This window comes from Acinetobacter sp. WCHA55, from assembly GCF_002165305.2.
In the GTDB taxonomy this organism is placed as follows: domain Bacteria; phylum Pseudomonadota; class Gammaproteobacteria; order Pseudomonadales; family Moraxellaceae; genus Acinetobacter.
In genome coordinates, this window is record NZ_CP032286.1 from 452150 (window position 1) to 478634 (window position 26485).

Here is a 26485-nt window from a genome sequence, read left to right on the forward strand (position 1 = left end):
AAATTGAAAAAAAAACGATATATTTTTACTCGAAATTAAAAATAACTTATAACGCAAATATGGCATTTACATGTAGATGACCTGCGGGTCATCTGAGTGACAAAAAAAGAGCACTTAAAGTGCTCTTTTTTGAGGTTGAATGCCGTGATTAGTCGCGAACAAATTCAACAGTACCATTTGCCAATGACTTTACGCGTGCCAAAGACTCAACGCGGTAGCCTTTTTCAAGCAAAATGTCACGACCAGGTTGGAATGATTTTTCAATCACAATCCCCACACCAACAACTTCTGCTTTCGCTTGGTGAATTAAGTCAATCAGACCCAAGGCTGCTTGACCATTGGCCAGGAAGTCATCAATCACGAGAGCTTTGTCTGCTGAGCTGATGTGCTTATTTGAAATCGCAATCGTGCTTTCGGTTTGTTTGGTAAACGAAAAGACTTTTGAACGGTAAAGGTCATCTTTTAAGGTTAAAGATTGGTATTTACGCGCAAAAATAACGGGCACGCCCAGTTCTAAACCTGCCATGATTGCAGGTGCAATACCTGATGCTTCAATCGTGATGATTTTAGTGATGCCTGCATCTTTAAAACGAGCAGCAAATTCTTTACCGATTAATTGCATCATAACCGGATCGATTTGGTGATTTAAGAAAGCATCAACTTTCAGAACTTCATCAGATAGAACGATACCTTCGCTTAAGATTTTCTGTTCTAGTGCGTACACGGGAGAATCCTCTAGGGGGCAGGTGCTTTTTCAAGCAAAAGCGTATTTTAGGAAGCACCTGAAAAAATGCAAGTAAAATTCGTCAAAATGACTAATTGCTTGCACCTTTATAACTCGTTAATAGCAATCCATAGGATGTTTTCTTATCCACATGGCTGACTTTGACTGGAAGGTAGTCCAATTTAGGTGCTAACCAGAAAATGGTTTCGCGACCAGGTTTATCATGTTTCATAACCACTTTAATGGTGTCAAAGGTGCCATAATCGGTTTTGATTGACTCAGAACCTTGCTTCACAAATTTACGTGCTTCCACTTCTTTGGCATCGGCCAAATAATAAGTCGATTTTAAACCGCCATTTTTGATGTCTTCACGAAGTTGTAATTCAGCATTCAGTTCATCCAGTACGCCAGCTTTCCAAGCGAAAGAACGCGCTTCTTTGTCTTTCTTGGTATTGATGGTTTTTGCTGCTGGATTGAAGTTAATACTCATGGTGTTGTTATGCACCAAAATTTTACTACTACGGCTAAAACTGCTGGACTGAATTTGCTTGCCATTGAAACTAAAGCGACTGCTTTCGGTTGCAGAGGCGATACCTCCTGCTTTGGCGACAAAGACATAACTCCAGTTGCTGCCCGATTTTGATAACGTGCGTGTCGCTGAGCCCATGTTTTTGCCATTATAGTTAAATTGATAACTGGCTTGGAATGGACTCATGGCAAAGGTTTGACTTGAGAAACCGACAAATAGCAAGGTGCTGACCCCTGTTGCCATTGCGACTGTTTTCAACATTGATTTAGCCATAAGAAAAAGTTTCCTATTCAGTTGTAGGCACAAATTTTTTGCATAGAAATATTATGCACGTTGATGATGAAGAAAAAATTCGAAACATAGGGCAAACTGTAGTTTTATGTTTCTTTTACCCACCTTAAGACACATTTAGTCGCAGCATCCCGAGTTATTTTTGTCGAATTGGCGAGACCGTGCTTTCGTCTAGATTGGGTTCAATCAAGTCATCGATCGAGGTTTGCGAAAACTTATTAAATAACGCTGTTAAGTTGACATTACCGATCACTACTAATTCTGCTTCACGCAACACGGCATGATTGACATGGACTTTACCTAAGGTATCGATAATAGAACGATTTTTTCCTAACCAGCGATTCAGATCCAAATGCAGTAGATCATCTTTGACTTTAATCACATTCAGTTTTTCTAAAATAATGCCTAAAGGGTCTTGGTTCAGGATTTTTTGATAAAAGAATAGAGCACAGCGTACGCCCATTTTATGAAAAACCGTCGGATATTCAGCATCTAGAACACTGGTATCGCTGATTTGCTCAAATACGATTAACTGCGTTTTTTTATTTAACTCCATTTGTGCCAGTTTTAAATCTACCGAAAGCGTGAGTTTGAGTCCGTTATAGTCGAGCGTGGCATATAAACGCAACCAATCATCATGTAAGTCGGCATGCAGGTCTTTCAACATTTTTACGTTGTCGGTTACAAAACGTTGAAAAGTGGCATTTAAAAAGACTTGAGACATTGGAAACTCGCGCTCATCCTCAATAAATCCTTCCGCCTTTTGATAAACTTGGCGTAAACGATTAGAAATGTTGGAAATAAGCGTTTGCATAAGAGGCGTCCTAGCTAATCAACGTGTTTGAGCGATCAGATCTCTGGTCGAAATGTTTGAAAAATACTGCTCATGAACCTTGCAGTTTAGCAAAATTAATTGCACCATTTTCATGATTTTATGAAACAGTGAATCTAAAGGGCACAAGGTCTCATTCTACGCAATAAAATGAAGACTGTGTCTATTTTATACTGCGCGCTTGCGCTTTGGAGAACAAGACAAATTGTCGGTTTGGTGTGATGCTTAGAAAAATAAATGTAATGCCTTTGGCTCATAATTGGTGGAAAGACCCAATTTTTACAGCGACCGTAGTACTGGCGGTATTTTTGCATCTCGTGATTTTGACTCTGCAATTTACTATGCCTCAAGAAAATGATGCGGCAGTGAAAGAAATTGCTGTTACTTTGCGCCCTTCTGATCAAAAAATTGAAAACGCAGATTTTTTGGCACAAGCCGATCAACAGGGTTCAGGGACTTTTCGTGAGTCACATCGCATGTCGAGTGATATGCCTGCACCGATGCTTGAGCAAAGCACAGGCGAAGAGCAGCGTGAGACTTTAGAACAGATCCAACAAAAACGTGAACTGAATTTTGAAGAAAAGCTGTTGATGACGACTTTAAGTTGGCAAAAACAAGCTGAGGATAACCAGCGCAAAAAAGCTATGGAAGAAATGAATAGTCAGTTTCAAGCTAAAGCTGCAATGGTGGCCAGTCTTGAAGCACAATATTTACAACGCCAACAAAACTTTAGTCGTCAGCAAAAAATCAAAACTGTCGATGGTATTCAAGCCAAGCAAGATATTTCGGCAGCTTATCTTGAAAAGTTCCGTCAGAAAGTAGAATTTTATGGCAATCGTTACTATCCGGAAGCAGCTAAACAGCAGCGACTGGCAGGTGAAGTACGATTAATGGTGATTCTAAATGCGTCAGGAGGCATTCGCGCTATACGCCTGATTGATAGTTCAGGTCATGAAATGCTCGATGAAGCTGCAAAAGCCTCGGTACGTAAGGCAGCACCATTCGGTGGATTTGATGCCAAAATGAAGGATATTTCTGAGCTACGTATTGTGCGCACATGGCGTTTTGACCCAGCAGAGGCAGAATTTGAAGTGCACTGAGCTGTGCACTTCTTTATGCGAAATTATTATAATTAATTTAAATTAATAAGTTTTTTAAAAACAATTTGTTATTTTCTTGTTTTGTTTTTTAATCATTTTAAATTATAAAAAACAATAAATTAAATTTACCTCCTTAAACTTGAATTGATAATAAAAATAATTATCATTTGCAGTGTGTTTTTTGTTAAATATTTTTGAGCATAGAAGCATCTTTCTTTATAGCGAAGCGACGGGGTAAGAGCGTGCATGCATTTAAATATTCGATCCCTGTTATAAGGACATAGTTTTATGTACAACTCTCCAACATTAAATCGTTTTAAAGTTAGCCCACTGATGTTGGCTATGGCGGCAGCAACAGTATTTCTCCCGACGTTGGTATCTGCAGCAGCAATAGACAATGAAAGCACCCAGCTTGAAACCATCACTGTTCAGGCTGAGGAAGAGAATCCAGCCGTAACAGAAGGAACAAAGAGTTATACGGCTAAGAGTGCCAGTACTTCGACCAAATTAAATTTGTCACTTCGTGAAACACCGCAGTCGGTTAAAGTTTTAACTCGTGAGTATTTAGATGATGCAAATATTAATTCTTTCCAAGATATGCTAAATACTGTCACAGGTTTAGCTGCAAATCGTTGGGATGAGCGTCAATACCCTACTGCTCGTGGTTTTGACGTGGATTATTACTTATTTGATGGTGTTCCTAGCACAGTGGGTATGGATGCAAGTGACCCAGATCTCACCATATATGACCGAGTTGAATTGGTAAAAGGTGCCAATGGTTTAATGACAGGGGCAGGAAACCCAGCAATTGCCATTAATATGATCCGAAAACATGCAGATTCAAAAGAATTAACAGGGCGCTTAAGTACATCTTTTGGTTCATGGGACAATTATAGCTCTACTGCTGATATTTCTGCGCCTTTAACTCGTGATGGCGATGTTCGAGGTCGGTTAGTTGTGAAACATGAAAATAAAGATTCATTCATGGATGGATATGAAAAAGAAAATAATGTTCTTTATGGTGTAATTGATGCGGATTTGACAGATAGCACTTATGTATCTGTGGGGGCAAGCTATCAAAACCTTGAACGTGATGGTGTGAGATGGGGCGGCTTACCAGCTTTCTACAGTGATGGGACAAGAACGAATTTTGATCGATCAAAAATTGTTTCTTCAGATTGGACCTATTGGGACACTGATACGATTTCAGCTTTTGCGACAATGAAACAAAAGTTGTTTAAGGATGTTAATTTAAATATTAATTACTCTTATCGAGAACTAAAGCAAGAAACTGCGCTTTTGTATTTTGGACCAAGCTATGCTAATGGGGGCACGGTTCCTAATACTGGAACAGTCGATAAGGCGACAAATCAAGGTGTTGGTTCATTATCGACATGGTCTGATCGCACCAAAACCACAGAAAATAATATTGATACCTTTATTTCGGCACCGTTTACGTTGGGTGGTTTACAGCAAGAAGTCGTTGCGGGTTTTATGTATAACCAAAGTAAAGATGACACTTGGTATTCGGGTTCGCCAACACTTTCAGGGGCAACCATTGATTTTGATAATATCAATATGCCATTAGCGGGTGATATTTCTAATTCAAATCTTTATCAGGTACCTAATAAAACGACACAAACTGGAGCATATTTAGCAGGTAAATTTACTTTGCTTGACCCCTTAAAGTTGATTACAGGGGTGCGCGTGTCAAATTGGAAGTATGAAAGTGAAGATGGTGTAAATAACCGTAAATTTAATAATGAAGTTACGCCTTATGCAGGCTTGGTTTTTGACTTCTTAGATGATTATTCTTGGTATGCGAGTTATACCGAAATCTTCAAACCAGAAGATAAAAGAAATGTAAATGGTGAGTATCTAGATCCACGTAATGGTAATAGCTTAGAGACAGGGCTAAAAGGCGAGTTTTTAGATGGTCAATTGAATGCCAGTTTGGCAGTGTTTAAAACACAGCAAGACAATGTTGCGGAAGCAATTGATAATGTCTTTATTCCTGATGCAAATGGCGATCCAACTAAAGAACAAGCCTATCGTAGTGTTGATGGGGTTGAAAGCAAAGGTGTTGAATTTGAACTTGATGGTGAACTTACAAAAAACTGGAATCTGAGTTTTGGTGTTACTCACTTTAGTGCAGAAGATGCAGCCGGTAAAAAAGTTGAAACGCTTGCATCACGTACAACGGCAAATCTATTTACCAAATATACGTTGGATAAGTGGAGCGTTGGTGGTGGAGTAAACTATAAGAGTGCATTCTATACTGGTGAGGGACGCCAAAAAATTATGCAAGATGCATATGCTTTAGCTAATTTAATGGTTGCATATGATATTGATCAAAATATTAAAGCACAATTAAATATCAATAACCTATTTGATAAAAAGTATTATGAAGGTATAGGTGCAAACAGTATGGTATACGGTGAACCACGCAATGCAACGCTCACTTTCCGCTATCAATTCTAAAAATCTTGAGAAATACAAAACGGCTTATTAACAGCCGTTTTGTATTGTAAATGTGGATAAGTCTAGGCTTATTCACATGCTGTTTTGACTTGAGTCAGCACGTTCAAAGTTTCAGACTTCAACTTTAAATGGCTGTGTCATTGTTTTTCAGTTGTTATGCTATGTGGTCTTTGACCCAGCAGAGGCAGAGTTTGAAGTGCCTTGAGCTGTGCATTTCTAATCAGGCTTTGATTATTTGGGCGAACTCAGTTTATTGGGTTGCGCGGATATAGGTACCGTCTTGACGTCCACCCATCCAAGTCACGCTTAAATGAGACTCTTCCACATCTAGGCGGTTAGGAAAAATTTCTAATTGCTTGCTATATTTCGGCAGTGCCTTTAAACCAATGCAGTCGCCATTTTTCCACCATGTCCCTTCGGCATACTGGTCTAAAGAGCCGACAGCTAAGTACCATTTAAATTTACCGTTGGGCTCTAGTAAAAGTTCGGAACCGACCTCCATCACGCCGTGTAAATAATAATGTCCAGCCCAAGCCTGAGCCGAGTCTAAAAACTTCACTTCCTGACAGGATGTTTGATTTTCAGTATTGCTATTAGCATAAAGTGGCGTGGTGCAGGATAGGGTGATCATGCAGAGTAGTTTTGAAATTGGTGTATGCATTTTTATAATCTCTTCATCTATTTTTTCATCTTGCTTTATTTTTAGCATAAATAAACCCGATACATCGAAATGAATCGGGTAAGTTGTTTCAAATCTAATAGTTACTGTTCTAAATAAGGGTTTTCAAAACCGAGTTTAGCCAAAATTTCAATTTCGATACTTTCCATTTCTTCAGCATCTGCTTCTGACGTTTCATGGTCATAGCCCATGAGGTGCAAAGTGCCATGGACCAACATATGAGTGAAATGCGTCAGTGGTACTTTGTTTTGTTCTTTTGCTTCCGACAACACCACAGGAATACAAATGACCAAATCACCAATGGGAAATGAGTCAAGAATCTGCGCCATTTCATCAGGTAAATCGCTAGGGAAAGACAACACATTGGTTGATTTATCTTTGCCACGATATTCTAAATTCAATTTGTGACTTTCATCATGGTCGACACACGCAATGCCAATTTCACAGTTACTCTGTGTGCCAATATGACGTAAAACAGTTTCTACAACCTTTTTAATATATGCACGTTTCAAGACCAACTCAGGGGCTTGAAAGTCCTGCTGTAGAGAAAGACTCAGTTTCAAAATAGATCCTTAAATAATGACATCTGCGGGCATGTTAAAATGCCCGCAGACTTTAACTTAATGCTGAGCATCGGCAGCAGCATCATTTTCAGCCACTAAGGCTTCTTGACGCGCTTTGCGTTCAGCACGCGCTTCAGCCGTTAAGCGATGTTGTTCTGCATCCCATCCCTCATAGGCCTCAACAATTTTTTGCACCAATTGATGACGGACCACATCACGAGAGTGAAAGCGGGTGATGTGAATTTCTTTGATCTTGTCGATGATGCGCAAAGCATGCGCCAGACCAGATTGCTGACCACGCGGTAAGTCGACCTGTGTGATATCGCCAGTAATCACTGCACGTGAACCGAAGCCTAAGCGTGTGAGGAACATTTTCATTTGTTCAGGCGTGGTGTTTTGTGCTTCGTCTAAAATCACGAAAGAGTGGTTCAAAGTTCGCCCACGCATATAAGCCAGTGGTGCCACTTCAATCACTTGACGTTCAATCAGTTTAGCCACTTTTTCAAAGCCAAGCATTTCATACAAGGCATCGTAAAGCGGACGTAAATACGGATCAATTTTTTGGCTTAAATCACCTGGTAGAAAACCCAGTTTTTCACCTGCTTCAACAGCAGGGCGAACCAATAAGATTCGTTGAATTTCATTGCGTTCTAGCATGTCGACTGCGGCTGCAACTGCGAGATAAGTTTTACCTGTACCCGCAGGCCCAATACCAAAAGAAATATCACTTTGTAGAATACGCTGCACATAACGCTTTTGGTTGGCACCGCGTGGATTGATACGACCTTTACGGGTTTGGAGCCACACTTCATCTAAACCAGTGTGCTCTTGCCCGTCGAAGTCTTCTTGCAATTCACGGTCAGTTTGACTGCCTTGAATCATGAGGTGTAAGGTATCAGCACTGATTTGTGCCGTATTTTCTGCTTCTTCATGCAGGCGATGGAGCAGACCTTCTGCTCTCTCAACTGCATCCATTTCACCATCGACATAAAATGCATCACCTCGATGGGAAATAGTGACATCTAAACGCTGTTCGATTTGTTTCAAATGACCGTTATAAGCACCGAGCATGCTCTTTAAACGTTCTATTGAAACCCCAGGAAAAGTTACTGTACGTCGAATCGCTGCAGTCAAGAGAATTCCTTTAAGTAGTCAGAATCTATTCCCTTACATTACGCCACGTCAGGCTCAAGATTCAAGAGTTCACCATAAACAAAATTCAAAGTTTTAATCTCTGTCACTTCGATTTCGGCGAAACGTCCGACCCATGCTGGATCACCAATAAAACTCACATAGCGAGTGTTATCCGCCGTACCAATCAGTAGATTTGGATCTTTATCCGAAACTTTCTCGACCAAAACGCGTTGAATCGTGCCAAGCATGGCATCAGTCTTGTCAATACTTGAGCGTTTGATCCATTTTTGAACTTTACTGAGACGCTCTTTTTTCACATCCTCAGGTGTGGTGTCTTCAAGTTCAGATGCTGGTGTACCTGGGCGTTTTGAATAGACAAAACTGTAGGAGTGGTCAAAGTCCATATCTTTGATAAACTGATAAGTTTCTTCAAAGTGTGCATCGGTTTCACCTGGGAAGCCAATGATAAAGTCACTGGATAAATGCATATCTGGACGAACTTTGCGTAATTTGGCAATTTTGTCGATATACACATCAATGGTGTGGTTACGCTTCATGGCTTGCAATACATCGTTTGAGCCACTTTGTACGGGCAAATGTAGATGCGACACCATTTGTGGTAGATCACGGTAGCATTCAATCAAGTCATCATTAAACTCAAGTGGATGTGAGGTGGTATAACGCAAACGACCAACTCCTGGAATTTCTGCAACAAGACGTAACAAGTCTGCAAAAGTACAGATATTGCCTTCGAACGTTTCACCGCGGTAACCATTGACGTTTTGACCCAACAAAGAAATCTCACGTACGCCTTTTTCGGCTAAGGTGGCAATTTCAGCTAAAACATCATCCAATGGGCGAGAAACTTCTTCACCACGAGTGTAGGGCACTACACAGAATGAACAATATTTTGAACAACCTTCCATAATTGAAACAAAAGCCTTGTAACCTTCCACACGCGGTTCAGGTAAAAAGTCGAATTTTTCAATATCAGGGAAAGAAATATCGACCAATTTGATTTTTTCTTTCTTGGGTTTTTCGATTTGATCAAAGTGCTGATCCAGCATTTGTGGCAAACGGTGCAAAGTTTGCGGGCCAAAAATCATGTCGACATAGTTGGCACGTTTTTGAATGTTGTCACCTTCTTGAGAGGCTACACAACCACCAACACCAATGATTAGGTCAGGGTTTTTGTCTTTCAGCTTGCGCCAGCGACCTAACTCTGAGAAAACTTTTTCTTGGGCCTTTTCACGAATCGAGCAGGTGTTCATGAGTAGAATATCGGCTTCTTTCGGGTCTTGGGTCAGCACATAACCGTGCGAGTCGCCCAGTAAGTCTGCCATACGGTGACTGTCATACTCATTCATCTGACACCCTTGCGTCTCGATATACAGTTTTTTAACTGATCCATCGATGGCTGGGGTGTGCTGTGGCTGGGTAACAGTGTTTTCTGAGGCAGCTTGGGCACCATTTGGAATGAAGGTTTGAACCGTCATGTAGGCTCCTAAGGGGGATAAATCTAGGTTTTGTGTCTGATCGGTATCTGTGGCGGCGAAAGTAGAGCTTAGCTAGCGACAAAAAAGGGCGATCAAACACCATGTGAAAACTACGAAAGGCACATATTCTAGCAGGAAATCTGAATAAACTTATAGCTTTAAATCTGAAGCTAAAAAGATTGATTTGTGAAGTGAAAATGCAGGAAAATTAATATTGTCTAATCATAAGGTTACATAAGAGAACAATAGAGTCTGTTATGAGTTATTAAACTAATGAAAATGATGAGACGCGACTAGGCAATCCAAAGATGACTGAAGGCAAACCCATGTTAAAACGATTACAGAATAAATATTATCAAGTGTTTGCGTTGGGTGTGGCTGCCTTGGGTCTATCTGCAGCGACTCAGGCAGCAGATGAACAATTCAATGATGCTTTACGCGCAGCCAATGCAGGCAATGTGAGTTTGTTGCAAGAATATCAAAGCAGTATGCAGGGTGATGTGTTGGGTTATTATCCTGAATACTGGGTGCTTAACAGTAATTTAGCGTTACAGCCTGCGGCGAATATTGTCAATTTTGCACAGCGCTATCCGCAATCTGCCATGGCTGAGAAGTTAGCAGCAGATTACATCGAAGAAAAAGTTAAAATGGCCGACTTTACTTCTGCACAGCCAGTATTGACCTATGTGTCCAATGCAGATCGTGCAGAAAGCTGTGCCATAGCGCAAGTCCGTGCCAAGTCAGGCGACCCTTTGGTTTTTGCCGAATACAAAGATGTTTGGCTCACAACCAATTCACAGCCTGAATCATGTACTGGGCTAGGGCGCATGATGTTGTCTAGTCCACTGATGACGGAGCAAGACAAACAACAGCGTCTATGGGCACAGCTGCGTGCAGGGCAAGCAGGTCAAGCGATTGCAACCGCACAAACCATTGGTATGAATCTGTCTTTGGCACAGTTGAATAGCATCCAAGCCGATCCACTGAACTATCTATGGTCAGCACCGAAAGCATCGGTGGCAGATCAAGCGTATTTAATTTATGCCATTGGCCGTTTAGCCGATAGTGATCTAAATACTGCATTGGCTTCGGTAAAGCGTGCTGCAGAGGGTACCCCTGAGTCAGTGCAAAAAGCGTTGTACCGCGCTGTGGGGTATATTGGTGGCACAACCGTGATGAAAAACAATTTTAATGTGGAAGTGTTGCAAGCTTTCGATCGGAGTTATGGTTTAGCACTGAGTGAAGAAGAAGCCGAAATTTATGCGCGCCAAGCCATTCGCTTTGGGGCATGGGAGAGTGTCATTCGTGCCATTGATGGCATGAGTGTGACGCAGAAACAAGAAGACCGCTGGCAATATTGGTTAGCCCGTGCTTCAGAACAACGTGGTGATGCAAAATCAAAGGCACTGGCGCGCGAGATCTTCAAAAAATTGTCAGTAGGTGACGATTATCATAACTTATTGGCAAAAGATCGTATTGGACAACGTTATCAGACCATTCCTGCGAATACCCAACCTAGCAATGCTGACATACAGCGTTTGAATCAGGATATTCATTTTAGCCGTGCTTTTACATTGCGCAATGTCAACGCACCAGACAATTATGTCAACCGTGAGTGGAACTGGGCAGTACGACAAGCTTATTTAAAACAAGATGATGGCTTAATTTTGGCTGCTGCCAAACGTGCCACAGAAATGGGGTGGTATGACCGCGCGATCTATGCAGCGGATCGAACGGTCAAGCAACATAACTATAGCTATCGTTATGCCATGCCGCATCAAAGCTATGTAGTCAGTCATAGTCGCAATGCAGGCATAGATCCTGCATGGGCGTATGGGTTAATGCGCCAAGAAAGCCGATTTGTTACCCATGCTCGTTCGCATGTCGGGGCAGGTGGTTTGATGCAAATCATGCCAGATACGGCGAAACTGGTCGCTAGACAAATGGGTGAAACCTATAATCCTGCTGCACTGAGTGATATGAATACCAATGTTCGTTATGGCACGTTCTACTTGTCCATGATTCAAAGCCAATTAAGCAACAGTCCTGTACTTGCCACAGCAGGTTATAACGCAGGGCCAAATCGTGCGCGTCGTTGGCAACCTGAAAATCAGCCCATTGCGGCGGATCAATACACAGAAAGTATTCCTCTGACTGAAACTCGTGATTACGTCAAGCATGTCATGAGTAATGCGACACATTATGGTGTGCTGCTTGGACAGGGGCCACAGTCGATCACCCAGCGCATGCAAAATATTCCTTTTAGAAATCAATAATAAAGGCCTAGGCATTTTATGGTTTTGATGTCATCCCAATCAGTCTTGACGCAAAAGCTTCTGCTGTTGATCAGTAGTGGCATTGCTCTGGGATTTTTTGCGACATCAGCCCATGCAACACCGACTGTATTTGGCTATGTGATGGAAGTTCAAATGACACCAGCTGTGTGTTTGTTCGATAATCAAGGCTCAAAGAAACGGAAATGTTTGGAAGGCTATTCGCTCAATATCACAGGCTTGTATCCTGAAACCACGACACGAGAGTGTCAGACCAATTCCTCAGCAGTGCTGTCACCACTTCAGGCCAAAGTGGTCGCTAGAGTCATGCCCGATGAACATGCGCGTCGCCAGTTGTGGGCAGAGATTGGTGGGTGTGTGCCGATGAGTGCTAGTCAATATTTTCGTAACGTAATTAATTATGCAGAACGTTTAAAAATTCCCGCAGATTTGACTTCATCTGAAAATAAAACCGCGCAACTTAATACCTTACGAGGGCAGTTTCAGCGTTTGAACCCCGGACTGCCTGCAAGCGGGCTGCGTTTTAGCTGCCGTACTCACCGTCAAACCAATATTTTGACCGAAGTCAAGGTCTGTTATAAACCCAATGGTCAGTACAAAGTTTGTGCAGAGAATATTCAAGAAAACTGTCCAAATTCCTTTGCGATCAAGGGTTCTTACTAATCTCTTTCCCTAAATTAATTTATATTTCCTATCATACTTTTGTTGGAATTCATTCTCTTTTACATGCATCTGCCAAAGTATTGGAGTACAATCTTTGCCGTTTATGATTATTAAGATTAGATAGAACAGCTATTTAATCATATAACGTTCCTCAAATGGAGATAAGTACATGAAGCAACCTGTTCGCGTTGCCGTTACTGGCGCTGCTGGTCAAATCGGTTATAGCCTATTATTCCGTATCGCTAGTGGCGAAATGTTAGGTAAAGACCAACCAGTTATTCTGCAATTGTTAGAAGTTCCTTTTGAGAAAGCTCAAGCTGCGCTTAAAGGCGTAATGATGGAACTAGACGACTGTGCTTTCCCATTATTGGCTGGCATGATCGGTACTGATGATCCAAAAGTTGCATTTAAAGATGCTGACTACGCGTTATTGGTTGGTTCACGTCCACGTGGTCCTGGTATGGAACGTGCTGACTTATTGAAAGTGAACGGTGAAATCTTCATCGGTCAAGGTCAAGCACTAAACGAAGTTGCTAGCCGTGACGTTAAAGTACTTGTTGTAGGTAACCCTGCAAATACAAATGCTTACATCGCAATGAAATCTGCTCCAGATCTTCCTGCGAAAAACTTCACAGCAATGTTACGTCTTGACCACAACCGTGCCTTGACTCAACTTGCTCAAAAAGCAGGTGTTGCAGTTTCTGACATCGAAGACATGACTGTTTGGGGTAACCACTCTCCAACGATGTATGCTGACTACCGTTTTGCTACTGTAAACGGCGAAAGCTTAAAAGACAAAATCAACGATGCGGCTTGGAACAAAGACGTATTCTTACCTACAGTTGGTAAACGTGGTGCTGCAATCATCGAAGCACGTGGTTTGTCTTCTGCCGCGTCTGCTGCTAATGCTGCAATCGACCATATGCGCGATTGGGCTCTTGGCACAAACGGCAAATGGGTAACTATGGGTATTCCTTCTGACGGTTCTTACGGTATTCCTGAAGGCGTAATGTTCGGTTTCCCTGTTACAACTGAAAATGGCGAATACAAAATCGTTCAAGGTCTTGAAATCGATGAATTCAGCCGTGAGCGTATTAACTTCACTCTGAATGAGTTAGAAGAAGAACGTGCAGCAGTTGCTGACATGGTTAAATAATTTAATCGAACTGATTAAGTTGAAAAAGCACTCCGTTTGGGGTGCTTTTTTTATGGGAAGTGTATTGAACAAAAAATAACATGCTGTGATGTAGATACAACTGAGCGTTGATGACCAAAGGTTTATTCTAATAGGGCATGATCAGGGCTTGAGGAGAACAATGATGTTTGATCAACAACCGACTTTAGAACTTTTATTTGAGCAATTGGGGCTTGATGCAAGTGCGGATGCGATAGATCAGTTTATTGACACACATCAACTCACTTCAGATGTTCCATTGCATAAAGCACCTTTTTGGTCTAAAGCACAGCATGATTTTATTATCAGCAATTGGAAAAAAGATGATGAATGGTCGTTGGTCGTTGACCAGTTAAACGAGCAATTACATACAGAAAATAAACTTTCAGGTTCGTGTCATTTATAATCACAAATTGAAACAACAAACCTAGTTTTAAGACTAGGTTTTTTTAAAAAATACATATAAGTTAATTCAATAATAATTGACAATAGTATTGATAAGGAGGGCGAGATGCTCAATCAACACAAACCATCCTTAGAGCTTTTATTCTCTCAACTGGGACTTGCTAACAGTGCAGCTGCCATTGAGTTATATATTCGTACGCATCAACTTCCTGCGCATCAATCTTTACACGACGCAGCGTTTTGGAATTCCGCTCAACGTGCGTTATTAATCAGTCATTTGGTGCAAGATGATGATTGGGCGATTATGGTTGATGAGCTCAATCAACAGCTACATCTTGATGCTTATAAACTTCAAACAGCTTAAATTGATTCTATGGCTTCGCAATTTAGATACTGGGATTGATCCATAAAAAACGCCTGATTTCAGGCGTTTTTTATTTGTATATTTTAGTGCAATTTACTTTGTATGAGTTTGATAAACCAATCTTCTTGATGAAGGTCGACAAAAGCGGCATGTTCACGCAGTAAAACGAAATCAAACTCGGAGCTTTTCGCATATTTACCAAGCCAGTGTCGTGCCAATGCGGATTCTTTTCTACTGACCGAGGCATAGGCCAAAAACAGGTAAATATCGCCCTGACCATAGCTGGTTAGTGGTTTTAAAATTTGCTGTGTAATCAGTGCAAAGCGATCTTCTTTGGTGATTTCAAAGTACAGCATATAAGCCTTTGCTAGATGCAAAGACAAATTGAGGTACAAAGATAAAGGCATTTCCTCAAACTCAATTCGACCTTGCTCAAGTAATACTACTGCTTCTTGTAAAAAGTGGACTTGCTCTTGGCGAAGCTGGCTCAGTGTGACCAACTGTAAGCGCAAATCAGCACGCTCAAGCGCTAATTCAGGGCTATTGCCTTCTAGGTAGAGTTGATCTGTTTCACCAATACGCTGAATAATGTGTTGACTGTTGGCACGCATCGGTTACATCCTCATCAATTGATGTTCAGTATATGAGGATACTTTTTACAATTTAAAGTCTTATTGCCTGAATCACAGAATTGTACTGTCACTCCGTAACCATCCAGTAATCGATAAACGCTGATGTTTGGCTTTTAAAACCTCATGTAGCAAGTCACTTTGAAACAGTACGATACGATTTGGTTTGGGTTGCAGTACGTGCCAAATGTTATTTTTATCTTGTAGATGAAGCTCTCCTCCCCAGCTGTCTTGCCAGTCTTCGTGTAAATAATAAACCGCAGAAATCATACGACCATTTTTACCTTGAGGATTATCACGGTGTAGTGCATAAAACTCGCCAGCGTTATAGCAAGCAAAATGCGCTTCGACGTCCCGAATACCAAGATAAAAAGCACGGTTGAGCTCTTGACCTAAGCTAAAAAGGGACTGTACATGTTGATTGGAAATGTGGAGTTCGGGATGTAACCATAAAATGTGATCACTACGGATCTTACTGATGACACCATTTTGAATAGCGGCTTCACGAAAGTGGTTTAAGTTCGAGGTACATTCTTCAATAAGTTGATGTACATAGTCTTTAGAGTAGGCGTCATCAATGATGGTAAAACCATGTTGATCTAAATCATCTAGGATTTGATCAACATTCCAAGACTTTGGGAGAAGAACTGCTTCCATTACATTAACCTAAAAAAGACAAAGAAAAGCCACGGTTATTCTAGTGTATGAAAGCAGTCTGAACGAAACTATTTTTCATGCTAAAATACTCATTGATTTTAGGAATGATAGAAACATGAATTACCGTCACCACTTCCATGCAGGTAACTTTGCAGATGTCATGAAGCATGTCCTTTTGCTTCAGATTTTGACTCGCCTCAATCAAAAAGATAAACCGTATCGTTATATTGATACGCATGGCGGTGCTGGTAAATATGATTTATCGACTTCAGAAGCACAAAAGTCGGGTGAGTTCTTAAATGGTATTCACCGTTTAGTAAAACTTGATGACTCGATTAAGCGTAATGCGCCTGAGGGTGTTCAGCAGTATTTAAAAATTGTTGAAAAAATGCGTGAAGGTTCAGGTAAAGGTGCTTATCCAGGCTCGCCGTGGTTTGCATTGGAAGGCATGCGTGAAATCGACAAAGCCACTATTTTTGAAATGCAGCGTGATGTATTCCAACAGTTGTATTACAACGTTCGTGACAAACGCGCGGGTTTGCATGAGCGCGATGCGTATGAAGGCTTACTCGGTGTCATTCCACCCAAAGAAAAACGCGGTTTGGTGATGATTGACCCACCTTATGAAGTTGAACGTAAAGATTTTCCACAGTTAGTTGACCTGATTGCAGCAGCACATAAAAAATGGTCAACAGGGGTCTTTGCGATTTGGTATCCAATCAAAGATCGCGCGATGATTGAACGTTTTGAAAAGAAAATGATTAAAACCGGTATTCGCCGTCAGTTGATCTGTGAAGTATGTGTTTGGCCAGATGACACTCCAGTGGGTTTAAACGGCTGTGGTCTATTGGTGATTAACCCGCCTTGGAAGTTTTCTGAAGATGCAGATGAAGCGCTACAATGGTTATTCCCGCATTTGCGTATGAGTGAAAATGGTGGTCATGCTGCTGTTCGTTGGTTAGTTGGCGAATAAAGATAGACTAGTAAGAGAAAAGGCTACATTAGGATCGACAGAGAATGACAAATATAAATAAACCTGAAAGCGAATCTTCACCCCGCAGTACGCCTACGTTTGATGGGATTACTTTCGAGGTGGAAGAAGAAGAGCATACACAGGAAGGTCAAAAAGTAAAACGTCGAGGTATTTATTTGTGGCCGAACCTGATTACAACGGCAGCGTTGTTGTCAGGTTTTTATTCCATCATTGCCAGTATGAATGGCAACTTCCAGCAAGCGATTTATGCCATTTTCTTGGCAGCGTTGTTGGATGGCTTAGACGGCCGCGTTGCACGAGCCATTGGTGCGCAAAGTGCTTTTGGTGAGCAGTATGACTCTTTATCGGATCTATTGGCGTTCGGTGTTGCACCCGCTATTTTGATGTATAGCTGGAGTTTGGATTCGCTCGGGCGCATTGGTTTAGCGTGTTGCTTTGTCTACACCGCCTGTGCTGCGTTCCGTTTAGCACGTTTTAATGTGCAAATTGGTGTGGTCGATAAACGTTACTTTATTGGTGTAGCTAGTCCTCTTGCTGCCATTATTATTATTTCATTGGTTTGGGTTGGACTCGACTTCCCAGAAATTTTTGATATTCGTGAGCGGGGTATTCAAGCCATTAGTGCAGCAGTGATCGTGTCTGTCGGACTCCTCATGATTTCGAATATTAAATATTATTCATTTAAGACGGTAGATCGTAAGCGCGTTCCATTTTTTGTCCTTCCTATCGCGGTCTTTATTTTTGCTGCAATGACTTACAATATTCCTGTTGGTATTTTAGTCATTTCCTTGATTTATGCACTATCTGGCTTTGTTACTACGTTTTTAGCACGACGTCAGCACAGCCCATCATGAGTTAATGATATGTAGAAGGAGTGTGATATGTGGTTGTTTCAAGATTTTCTCGATCAGTCTAAACAACTTAATCAGGCTCCTTCACGGTCACTCCCTGCTTATCATCCACCCAATAAAAAATATAAAATTATACATCAAGCTTTAACCATTCCCAATCTTCCTGCGCCATTACATTATTTAAATTTTTTGAGCATGATTGGTCAGCCCAATACGCCTATGTTTAGAAATAATAGTGCAATTAGAACTACCCCTTTGGATACTGCTACCGTATTGGCCAGTAGTAGTCCACATATGGCAGGGCAGCTGAACCGTTATTCAATTTCTGCGGAATGTTCATTTCAAGAAAAAACATTTAAATTTGCTAATAAAGAACAGCTCATGGGAACGTTCCCAAAATTTCAAATTCAAAGAAAAGACACAGAGTTGAGTTTTGAAATTGAAATTGCAACAACGCCGCTGATTTCACATTTCACCAAATTACGTTTTGGTCTTGCCGAGCATTGGTCTCTATTGTGTCGATGTCAGGGGGAAGTTAAATATAAAGAACAGCGTTATGACATTGACCAGTTAGGGGCTTTTGATTATGCGCGCAGTATTGACTTTAGTTATTTACCTTTAGCCTTTTTCACCTATCAAATCATCAATCTAGCGGATCAGCGTCAACTATTGTTAGAGCAAATTCGGGATTCGTTTAATCGAATTGTGCAGTCACGTATCTATATACGTGACTTGCAAAAACAACAAACCTATATGTTTGATCAGATGGTGCGCTTTCAAGTCCATCGTGTTTATCCTGCTGTGAAAACTCCCAATGGGCAAAAAATGTATTTGCCGCGAGAGTTTGAATGGCATTATCAAGATGAACAGGGACATCACATTCATGTTTGTGCGCAAAGTCGTGGTGATTTTAAATTTGGTTTGGCTGCGGGTTATGTGGGAAGTTTTAAATATCAACTCAAAATGGATAATTATGAGGAACAGGGCGAAAGTGGTTATTGTGAATATGTGGATTGTCGTGCATTAAAGTGGCAAGAGAAAAATTCGCAAGAAAAAATACGCAATGAAATTGGAGAAATTGTTCCCTTTTCACTCAAAAAATAAGAAAAAGCGCCATTTTGCTGAATAAGTAAACAGTTGAGGAATTTTTTATAAATAATTGAGGAAAAGGGGTTGTGTTGGTTTGGAAATACTGTAGAATGCACATCCATCGGCGGTGATGAAGATTAAAACTTCTGATAAAACAGTAACTTAGTTAAAATTGATTGAGTTGGGTTTTGGAAAGAGAGTTTAAAATAATTTGAATTACCAGTTGACTTCTTCTTGAAAGAGAGTAGTATAGCCGACCTAGCTTGCTGATGACGAATCAGTAAGAAGATCATTAAGAGATTATGAAGAACAACTTGTGTGGATTTTTACTGATTGATCGATCGAAAATATTTCATTGATTGAATGGTAGAAATTACTCGAAGTTTATTTGAGAAATTAATGTCAGAAAATTGATGAGCCAAGATTTGTAGCCATAAGCTACTAATGATTTTAACTGAAGAGTTTGATCATGGCTCAGATTGAACGCTGGCGGCAGGCTTAACACATGCAAGTCGAGCGGGGGATGTTGCTTCGGTAACTGACCTAGCGGCGGACGGGTGAGTAATGCTTAGGAATCTGCCTATTAGTGGGGGACAACATTCCGAAAGGAATGCTAATACCGCATACGCCCTACGGGGGAAAGCAGGGGATCTTCGGACCTTGCGCTAATAGATGAGCCTAAGTCAGATTAGCTAGTTGGTGGGGTAAAGGCCTACCAAGGCGACGATCTGTAGCGGGTCTGAGAGGATGATCCGCCACACTGGGACTGAGACACGGCCCAGACTCCTACGGGAGGCAGCAGTGGGGAATATTGGACAATGGGCGGAAGCCTGATCCAGCCATGCCGCGTGTGTGAAGAAGGCCTTTTGGTTGTAAAGCACTTTAAGCGAGGAGGAGGCTACTGAGACTAATACTCTTGGATAGTGGACGTTACTCGCAGAATAAGCACCGGCTAACTCTGTGCCAGCAGCCGCGGTAATACAGAGGGTGCGAGCGTTAATCGGATTTACTGGGCGTAAAGCGTGCGTAGGCGGCTTTTTAAGTCGGATGTGAAATCCCTGAGCTTAACTTAGGAATTGCATTCGATACTGGGAAGCTAGAGTATGGGAGAGGATGGTAGAATTCCAGGTGTAGCGGTGAAATGCGTAGAGATCTGGAGGAATACCGATGGCGAAGGCAGCCATCTGGCCTAATACTGACGCTGAGGTACGAAAGCATGGGGAGCAAACAGGATTAGATACCCTGGTAGTCCATGCCGTAAACGATGTCTACTAGCCGTTGGGGCCTTTGAGGCTTTAGTGGCGCAGCTAACGCGATAAGTAGACCGCCTGGGGAGTACGGTCGCAAGACTAAAACTCAAATGAATTGACGGGGGCCCGCACAAGCGGTGGAGCATGTGGTTTAATTCGATGCAACGCGAAGAACCTTACCTGGTCTTGACATAGTAAGAACTTTCCAGAGATGGATTGGTGCCTTCGGGAACTTACATACAGGTGCTGCATGGCTGTCGTCAGCTCGTGTCGTGAGATGTTGGGTTAAGTCCCGCAACGAGCGCAACCCTTTTCCTTATTTGCCATCGGGTTAAGCCGGGAACTTTAAGGATACTGCCAGTGACAAACTGGAGGAAGGCGGGGACGACGTCAAGTCATCATGGCCCTTACGACCAGGGCTACACACGTGCTACAATGGTCGGTACAAAGGGTTGCTACCTAGCGATAGGATGCTAATCTCAAAAAGCCGATCGTAGTCCGGATTGGAGTCTGCAACTCGACTCCATGAAGTCGGAATCGCTAGTAATCGCGGATCAGAATGCCGCGGTGAATACGTTCCCGGGCCTTGTACACACCGCCCGTCACACCATGGGAATTTGTTGCACCAGAAGTAGGTAGTCTAACCGCAAGGAGGACGCTTACCACGGTGTGGCCGATGACTGGGGTGAAGTCGTAACAAGGTAGCCGTAGGGGAACCTGCGGCTGGATCACCTCCTTAACGAAAGATTGACGATTGGTAAGAATCCACAACAAGTTGTTCTTCATGACGATGTATCTGAGGGTCTGTAGCTCAGTTGGTTAGAGCACACGCTTGATAAGCGTGGGGTCACAAGTTCAAGTCTTGTCAGACCCACCAAATCTGACTAACCGGTATTATTAAATGCTGAATACAGAAAAACAGAAACATTGACTTATTGATAAGCTGGGGACTTAGCTTAGTTGGTAGAGCGCCTGCTTTGCACGCAGGAGGTCAGGAGTTCGACTCTCCTAGTCTCCACCATAGATTATAGAATTTAGTAAGTTAAAGCTTATTAACTTCTGTGATTTATCACAGTTTCCTGACCTGACGAAGGCTGGAAAAATCATTAACAGAATATATTTGAGTTGAAATAATTTGTTCATACTCGTTTTAAAGATCGACATTAACAGTGATTTATTACTGATTGATGAAGGTTGGAGAAATGAGTTACTAGCGAAATTAACTGAATCAAGCGTTTTGGTATGTGAATTGAATTGAAGCTGTACAGTGTTTAAGTACACAGAGCAACAAACTGTAAGGAAGTGATGAGGAATCATCATAGACTGTCTTAATCCTACTTGTAGGGATTAACGACTGTTTGGGGTTGTATAGTCAAGTAATTAAGTGCATGTGGTGGATGCCTTGGCAGTCAGAGGCGATGAAAGACGTAATAGCCTGCGATAAGCTCCGGGGAGGCGGCAAATATCCTGTGATCCGGAGATTTCTGAATGGGGAAACCCACCTGTCATAAGGCAGGTATCGTATGATGAATACATAGTCATACGAGGCGAACGAGGGGAAGTGAAACATCTCAGTACCCTTAGGAAAAGAAATCAATTGAGATTCCCTCAGTAGCGGCGAGCGAACGGGGAAAAGCCCATTAAGTCATATAAGTTCTAGTGGAATGCTCTGGGAAGTGCAACCATAGTGGGTGATAGTCCTGTACACGAAAGGGCTTATATGATGATGTCGAGTAGGGCGGGGCACGTGAAACCTTGTCTGAATATGGGGGGACCATCCTCCAAGGCTAAATACTCCTGACTGACCGATAGTGAACCAGTACCGTGAGGGAAAGGCGAAAAGAACCCCTGTGAGGGGAGTGAAATAGATCCTGAAACCGCATGCATACAAGCAGTGGGAGCCGACTTGTTCGGTGACTGCGTACCTTTTGTATAATGGGTCAGCGACTTACATTCAGTAGCAAGGTTAACCGTATAGGGGAGCCGTAGAGAAATCGAGTCTTAATAGGGCGTTTAGTTGCTGGGTGTAGACCCGAAACCGGGTGATCTATCCATGAGCAGGTTGAAGGTTGGGTAACACTAACTGGAGGACCGAACCCACTGTCGTTGAAAAGCCAGGGGATGACTTGTGGATAGGGGTGAAAGGCTAATCAAACTCGGTGATAGCTGGTTCTCCCCGAAAGCTATTTAGGTAGCGCCTCGGACGAATACCATTGGGGGTAGAGCACTGTTTCGGCTAGGGGGTCATCCCGACTTACCAAACCGATGCAAACTCCGAATACCAATGAGTACTATCCGGGAGACAGACTGCGGGTGCTAACGTCCGTAGTCAAGAGGAAAACAATCCAGACCGCCAGCTAAGGCCCCAAAATTATAGTTAAGTGGGAAACGATGTGGGAAGGCATAGACAGCTAGGAGGTTGGCTTAGAAGCAGCCACCCTTTAAAGAAAGCGTAATAGCTCACTAGTCGAGTCGGCCTGCGCGGAAGATGTAACGGGGCTAAAACTATATGCCGAAGCTGCGGATTTGCAATTTATTGCAAGTGGTAGGGGAGCGTTCTGTAAGCCGATGAAGGTGTATTGAGAAGTATGCTGGAGGTATCAGAAGTGCGAATGCTGACGTGAGTAACGACAATGCGAGTGAAAAACTCGCACGCTGAAAGACCAAGGGTTCCAGTCCAACGTTAATCGGGGCTGGGTGAGTCGACCCCTAAGGCGAGGCCGAGAGGCGTAGTCGATGGGAAATTGGTTAATATTCCAATACTTCTATGTAATGCGATGAGAGGACGGAGAAGGTTAAGTCAGCCTGGCGTTGGTTGTCCAGGTGGAAGGTTGTAGGCATGTATCTTAGGCAAATCCGGGGTACTCTATGCTGAGAACTGATAGCAAGCTGTACTTGTACAGTGAAGTGGCTGATACCATGCTTCCAGGAAAAGTCTCTAAGCTTCAGTTACATAGGAATCGTACCCGAAACCGACACAGGTGGTCAGGTCGAGTAGACCAAAGCGCTTGAGAGAACTCTGCTGAAGGAACTAGGCAAAATGGTACCGTAACTTCGGGAGAAGGTACGCTGCCGACGGTGATAGGATTTACTCCTTGAGCTATTGGCAGCCACAGAAACCAGGCCCCTGCAACTGTTTATTAAAAACATAGCACTCTGCAAACACGAAAGTGGACGTATAGGGTGTGATGCCTGCCCGGTGCTGGAAGGTTAATTGATGGGGTTAGCGTAAGCGAAGCTCTTGATCGAAGCCCCAGTAAACGGCGGCCGTAACTATAACGGTCCTAAGGTAGCGAAATTCCTTGTCGGGTAAGTTCCGACCTGCACGAATGGCATAATGATGGGGGCGCTGTCTCCAGCAGAGACTCAGTGAAATCGAATTCGCCGTGAAGATGCGGTGTACCCGCGGCTAGACGGAAAGACCCCGTGAACCTTTACTGCAGCTTGACATTGAACTTTGATCTTACTTGTGTAGGATAGGTGGGAGGCTTTGAAACCGAGACGCTAGTTTCGGTGGAGCCAATCTTGAAATACCACCCTGGTAATATTGAGGTTCTAACTCTGTCCCGTTATCCGGGACGAGGACCATGTCTGGTGGGTAGTTTGACTGGGGCGGTCTCCTCCTAAAGAGTAACGGAGGAGTACGAAGGTGCGCTCAGCGTGGTCGGAAATCACGCGTAGAGTATAAAGGCAAAAGCGCGCTTAACTGCGAGACCCACAAGTCGAGCAGGTACGAAAGTAGGTCTTAGTGATCCGGTGGTTCTGTATGGAAGGGCCATCGCTCAACGGATAAAAGGTACTCTGGGGATAACAGGCTGATACCGCCCAAGAGTTCATATCGACGGCGGTGTTTGGCACCTCGATGTCGGCTCATCTCATCCTGGGGCTGAAGCAGGTCCCAAGGGTATGGCTGTTCGCCATTTAAAGAGGTACGCGAGCTGGGTTTAGAACGTCGTGAGACAGTTCGGTCCCTATCTACCGTGGGCGTTGGAAATTTGAGAGGATCTGCTCCTAGTACGAGAGGACCAGAGTGGACGAACCTCTGGTGTACCGGTTGTGACGCCAGTCGCATCGCCGGGTAGCTATGTTCGGAAGGGATAACCGCTGAAAGCATCTAAGCGGGAAGCCTACCTCAAGATAAGATTTCCCTAGGACTTTATGTCCTCTAAAGAGCCGTTGAAGACTACGACGTTGATAGGTTGGATGTGGAAGCATAGTGATATGTGAAGCTGACCAATACTAATTGCTCGTGAGGCTTGACTATACAACACCCAAACAGTTGGTGTTGTGGTTCAAATCACTGCAAACAACTTGATTTAGTTATAAAGCTAAGTAGAATGTGCAAATTAAATTAACTCAGATGTTCTGTTATGAACGATGTTCAAAGCACTGCTTTGAACGAGTGCAAGATTTGGTAGAAAGCGAGGCAATCATAAGACCTAGCGAGTATCCATAAACAGTTGTGCTGGCGACAATAGCAAGAGTGAACCACCTGATCCCTTCCCGAACTCAGAAGTGAAACCTCTTAGCGCTGATGGTAGTGTGGAGTTATCCATGTGAGAGTAAGTCATCGCCAGCTCATTAATTCAAAAACCCCCTCCGCTTAATGCAGAGGGGGTTTTTTTATCATGCGGTTAGCGAAATGGTGAATTTATTATCATTGATTTTTGATTGAAGACGGTTGATGAAATCGTTTAATCACACACCGTAAACGTCTAAGTACTTATAGTAAAAGAACATGAATTTGGTAGCTCAGGGACTGAGTTGTCGACGCGCATGTTTTAAAGCCGTTCTTAAACCTTCTTCAAGGGTAGGGTGATAAAACGGTTTCTGCAAAATTTCATCGACAGTCAACTCTTCTGCAATCATCCATGCCAATAAATGGGCCAAATGTTCAGTAGACTCTGTGAGTAATTCAGCACCAAGTAGCTTTTGGCTACTTCTATCTACATAAACCTCGATGGCTCCATAGTTTTTACCCAGAACCAATGCACGTCCTTGTTTTGCATAGGATACTTCGCCGATGACAAAATTGATATTTGCACTTTGTAGTTGCTTAAAGTTTTGTCCAACCGTTGCCATTTCTGGGTTGCTAAACACGATGCCTAAAGGCGTTAGAGTTTTGCATGATTCTAGAATGGGGAAGTTCAATGCATTTTTGACCGAAACTTTGCCTTCGTGTGCGGCTTCATGTTGTAGTGGTGTATCAGTATATGCATCGCCAATGATAAAAATCGGGTAGTCAGCGAGTTGTTTGGTCTCAGGATCAACAGGTAAATGTTTTAAGTCTGTGAATGATGTGTCGATATTTCCGAGTTGAAGTGTATTTAAAAGACTACTTCGGCCGGTGGCAATCAGTAAATAATCGACATTGAGTGTTTTAGCCTGACTATTTTCAGTAAAACTAAGTTCAACTTGATCGTTTATATATTTAACTTCTGTGGGTAAAACTTCGAATTTAATTTTAAGTTCAGCACTAATTTCTGTTTGTGCCAACTGTTGCAATTTTGGGCTGGTCAAAACGCCGACTTTACGGCTACGTGCAAAGACGGTGGTATTGACGCCAAGTCGTTGCATGGCTTGTGCCAGTTCAATCGCGATGACCCCACTGCCAATAACAGCTAAAGATTTGGGTAAAGCATCAAGTTCAAAGATTTGATCGGAGGTAATGAGCCGATCATCGAGTTCATTCTTCCATGTTGGGTCAAAACTTGGTGTGGAGCCTACAGCTAAGATAAAGCTTTTGGCTTGGTAGAGTTGCCCATTCACTTCGACCGTTTTTGCATCGACAAAGTGAGCACGGCCTTGAACTTTATGCGCCTTAGGCCAGCTTTCTACAGTTTTAAGGGTACTAGAGGTAAAGCGATCACGGAGTGCTTGTACGTGTTGCATGACCTGGCTACGGTCAATTTTTGATTCTACTTTTAATCCGACACGATCCGCATGTTGAATATCATGCATGCGATTGGCTGTAGAAATAAGGACTTTTGAGGGCATACAGCCGACACGTGCACAAGTGGTATCCCATGGCCCATCATTAATGATTAATAGATTTTGTGTGGACTTAATGGCTTGTTGGTAGGCTGCAATACCCGCGGTTCCAGCCCCAATAATAATCAGATCATACATAAGCAAACGTTTATCTAAGCGAGACATACTCTATAGTTAACATATTCAGGGCTGTAGATGATTATATTTTGTAAAAAACGGCACTAGATGCCGTCTTTACTCTCATTTGATTTATAAGCCAGTGCCAACGCTTACCCCAACGGTAGGGCGTACATTC

20 protein-coding genes, 2 tRNA genes and 3 rRNA genes are annotated in these 26485 nt (G+C 42.6%); 15 read left to right on the top strand and 10 right to left on the bottom strand.

What is annotated here, in order from left to right; translation table 11 throughout:
* Positions 1-148 precede the first annotated feature (148 nt).
* The 3 genes from CDG62_RS04950 to CDG62_RS04960 form a co-directional block, all read right to left on the bottom strand.
* Positions 149-724 carry a xanthine phosphoribosyltransferase gene (locus tag CDG62_RS04950; protein WP_004691243.1) on the bottom strand — a complete coding sequence of 192 codons (576 nt, stop codon included), beginning with the start codon at positions 722-724 and terminating at the stop codon, positions 149-151.
* Positions 725-815: 91 nt separating this feature from the next.
* Entirely contained in the window at positions 816-1526 is a 711-nt protein-coding gene (locus CDG62_RS04955; protein WP_087527406.1) for a DUF3108 domain-containing protein, read from the bottom strand.
* 154 nt (positions 1527-1680) lie between these two features.
* Complete coding sequence (locus CDG62_RS04960; RefSeq protein WP_087527407.1) at positions 1681-2358, bottom strand: hypothetical protein; 678 nt, start codon at positions 2356-2358, stop codon at positions 1681-1683.
* A gap of 260 nt (positions 2359-2618) precedes the next feature.
* Here CDG62_RS04960 and CDG62_RS04965 point away from each other — a divergent pair, with 260 nt between their 5' ends.
* The gene (locus CDG62_RS04965; RefSeq protein WP_087527408.1) at positions 2619-3476 is read left to right on the top strand and encodes an energy transducer TonB; all 858 of its coding nucleotides are present in this window, start codon (positions 2619-2621) and stop codon (positions 3474-3476) included.
* 288 nt (positions 3477-3764) lie between these two features.
* A complete protein-coding gene (locus CDG62_RS04970) occupies positions 3765-5957 on the top strand; it encodes a TonB-dependent siderophore receptor (RefSeq protein WP_087527409.1) in 2193 nt (730 codons plus the stop codon).
* Positions 5958-6207: 250 nt separating this feature from the next.
* Here CDG62_RS04970 and CDG62_RS04975 read toward each other — a convergent pair whose 3' ends face one another.
* The 4 genes from CDG62_RS04975 to miaB all read right to left on the bottom strand — a co-directional run bounded on the left by CDG62_RS04975 (position 6208) and on the right by miaB (position 9829).
* Complete coding sequence (locus CDG62_RS04975; RefSeq protein ID WP_087527424.1) at positions 6208-6618, bottom strand: hypothetical protein; 411 nt, start codon at positions 6616-6618, stop codon at positions 6208-6210.
* Positions 6619-6719: 101 nt separating this feature from the next.
* Entirely contained in the window at positions 6720-7199 is a 480-nt protein-coding gene (gene ybeY / locus CDG62_RS04980) for an rRNA maturation RNase YbeY (protein WP_087527410.1), read from the bottom strand.
* Positions 7200-7256: 57 nt separating this feature from the next.
* Positions 7257-8333, bottom strand: coding sequence for a PhoH family protein (locus tag CDG62_RS04985; protein ID WP_087527411.1), 1077 nt, complete (start codon positions 8331-8333; stop codon positions 7257-7259).
* A gap of 38 nt (positions 8334-8371) precedes the next feature.
* Entirely contained in the window at positions 8372-9829 is a 1458-nt protein-coding gene (gene miaB / locus CDG62_RS04990; protein ID WP_087527412.1) for a tRNA (N6-isopentenyl adenosine(37)-C2)-methylthiotransferase MiaB, read from the bottom strand.
* A 308-nt stretch (positions 9830-10137) separates the two neighbouring features.
* Between miaB and CDG62_RS04995 the strand changes: the two genes are divergently transcribed.
* The 5 genes from CDG62_RS04995 (at position 10138) to CDG62_RS05015 (ending at position 14729) form a co-directional block, all read left to right on the top strand.
* Positions 10138-12105: a lytic transglycosylase domain-containing protein gene (locus CDG62_RS04995; RefSeq protein WP_087527413.1), complete on the top strand. Its 1968-nt coding sequence runs from the start codon at positions 10138-10140 to the stop codon at positions 12103-12105.
* An 18-nt stretch (positions 12106-12123) separates the two neighbouring features.
* Positions 12124-12786: a ribonuclease I gene (locus CDG62_RS05000; RefSeq protein WP_087527414.1), complete on the top strand. Its 663-nt coding sequence runs from the start codon at positions 12124-12126 to the stop codon at positions 12784-12786.
* 169 nt (positions 12787-12955) lie between these two features.
* Positions 12956-13942 (top strand): malate dehydrogenase, encoded by a 987-nt coding sequence (locus tag CDG62_RS05005; RefSeq protein WP_087527415.1) that lies wholly within the window; start codon positions 12956-12958, stop codon positions 13940-13942.
* Positions 13943-14105: 163 nt separating this feature from the next.
* Complete coding sequence (locus CDG62_RS05010; protein WP_087527416.1) at positions 14106-14366, top strand: DUF2789 family protein; 261 nt, start codon at positions 14106-14108, stop codon at positions 14364-14366.
* Between the two features lie 105 nt (positions 14367-14471).
* Positions 14472-14729 (top strand): DUF2789 family protein, encoded by a 258-nt coding sequence (locus CDG62_RS05015; protein ID WP_087527417.1) that lies wholly within the window; start codon positions 14472-14474, stop codon positions 14727-14729.
* 83 nt (positions 14730-14812) lie between these two features.
* On the opposite strand, the gene CDG62_RS05020 is transcribed toward CDG62_RS05015, so the two are convergent.
* Positions 14813-15340 (bottom strand): hypothetical protein, encoded by a 528-nt coding sequence (locus CDG62_RS05020; RefSeq protein ID WP_087527418.1) that lies wholly within the window; start codon positions 15338-15340, stop codon positions 14813-14815.
* Between the two features lie 72 nt (positions 15341-15412).
* Positions 15413-16015, bottom strand: a complete 603-nt coding sequence (locus CDG62_RS05025) for a 2OG-Fe(II) oxygenase (protein WP_087527419.1) — start codon at positions 16013-16015, stop codon at positions 15413-15415.
* A 115-nt stretch (positions 16016-16130) separates the two neighbouring features.
* Here CDG62_RS05025 and CDG62_RS05030 point away from each other — a divergent pair, with 115 nt between their 5' ends.
* The 8 genes from CDG62_RS05030 to rrf all read left to right on the top strand — a co-directional run bounded on the left by CDG62_RS05030 (position 16131) and on the right by rrf (position 24778).
* Positions 16131-16988 carry a 23S rRNA (adenine(2030)-N(6))-methyltransferase RlmJ gene (locus tag CDG62_RS05030; protein WP_086208912.1) on the top strand — a complete coding sequence of 286 codons (858 nt, stop codon included), beginning with the start codon at positions 16131-16133 and terminating at the stop codon, positions 16986-16988.
* 44 nt (positions 16989-17032) lie between these two features.
* Positions 17033-17863 (top strand): CDP-diacylglycerol--serine O-phosphatidyltransferase, encoded by an 831-nt coding sequence (pssA, locus tag CDG62_RS05035; protein WP_005401245.1) that lies wholly within the window; start codon positions 17033-17035, stop codon positions 17861-17863.
* A 27-nt stretch (positions 17864-17890) separates the two neighbouring features.
* A complete protein-coding gene (locus tag CDG62_RS05040) occupies positions 17891-18964 on the top strand; it encodes a DUF6670 family protein (protein WP_087527420.1) in 1074 nt (357 codons plus the stop codon).
* A gap of 436 nt (positions 18965-19400) precedes the next feature.
* Positions 19401-20938 (top strand): 16S ribosomal RNA (locus CDG62_RS05050).
* A gap of 61 nt (positions 20939-20999) precedes the next feature.
* A tRNA-Ile gene (locus CDG62_RS05055) sits at positions 21000-21076 on the top strand.
* A gap of 68 nt (positions 21077-21144) precedes the next feature.
* A tRNA-Ala gene (locus tag CDG62_RS05060) sits at positions 21145-21220 on the top strand.
* A gap of 349 nt (positions 21221-21569) precedes the next feature.
* Positions 21570-24463, top strand: a 23S ribosomal RNA gene (locus CDG62_RS05065).
* A gap of 200 nt (positions 24464-24663) precedes the next feature.
* A 5S ribosomal RNA gene (gene rrf, locus CDG62_RS05070) occupies positions 24664-24778 on the top strand.
* Together the 16S, 23S and 5S rRNA genes with 2 tRNA genes alongside form the textbook arrangement of a ribosomal RNA operon.
* Positions 24779-24951: 173 nt before the next feature.
* On the opposite strand, the gene CDG62_RS05075 is transcribed toward rrf, so the two are convergent.
* The gene (locus CDG62_RS05075; protein WP_162904057.1) at positions 24952-26328 is read right to left on the bottom strand and encodes a dihydrolipoyl dehydrogenase; all 1377 of its coding nucleotides are present in this window, start codon (positions 26326-26328) and stop codon (positions 24952-24954) included.
* Positions 26329-26485: the final 157 nt, after the last annotated feature.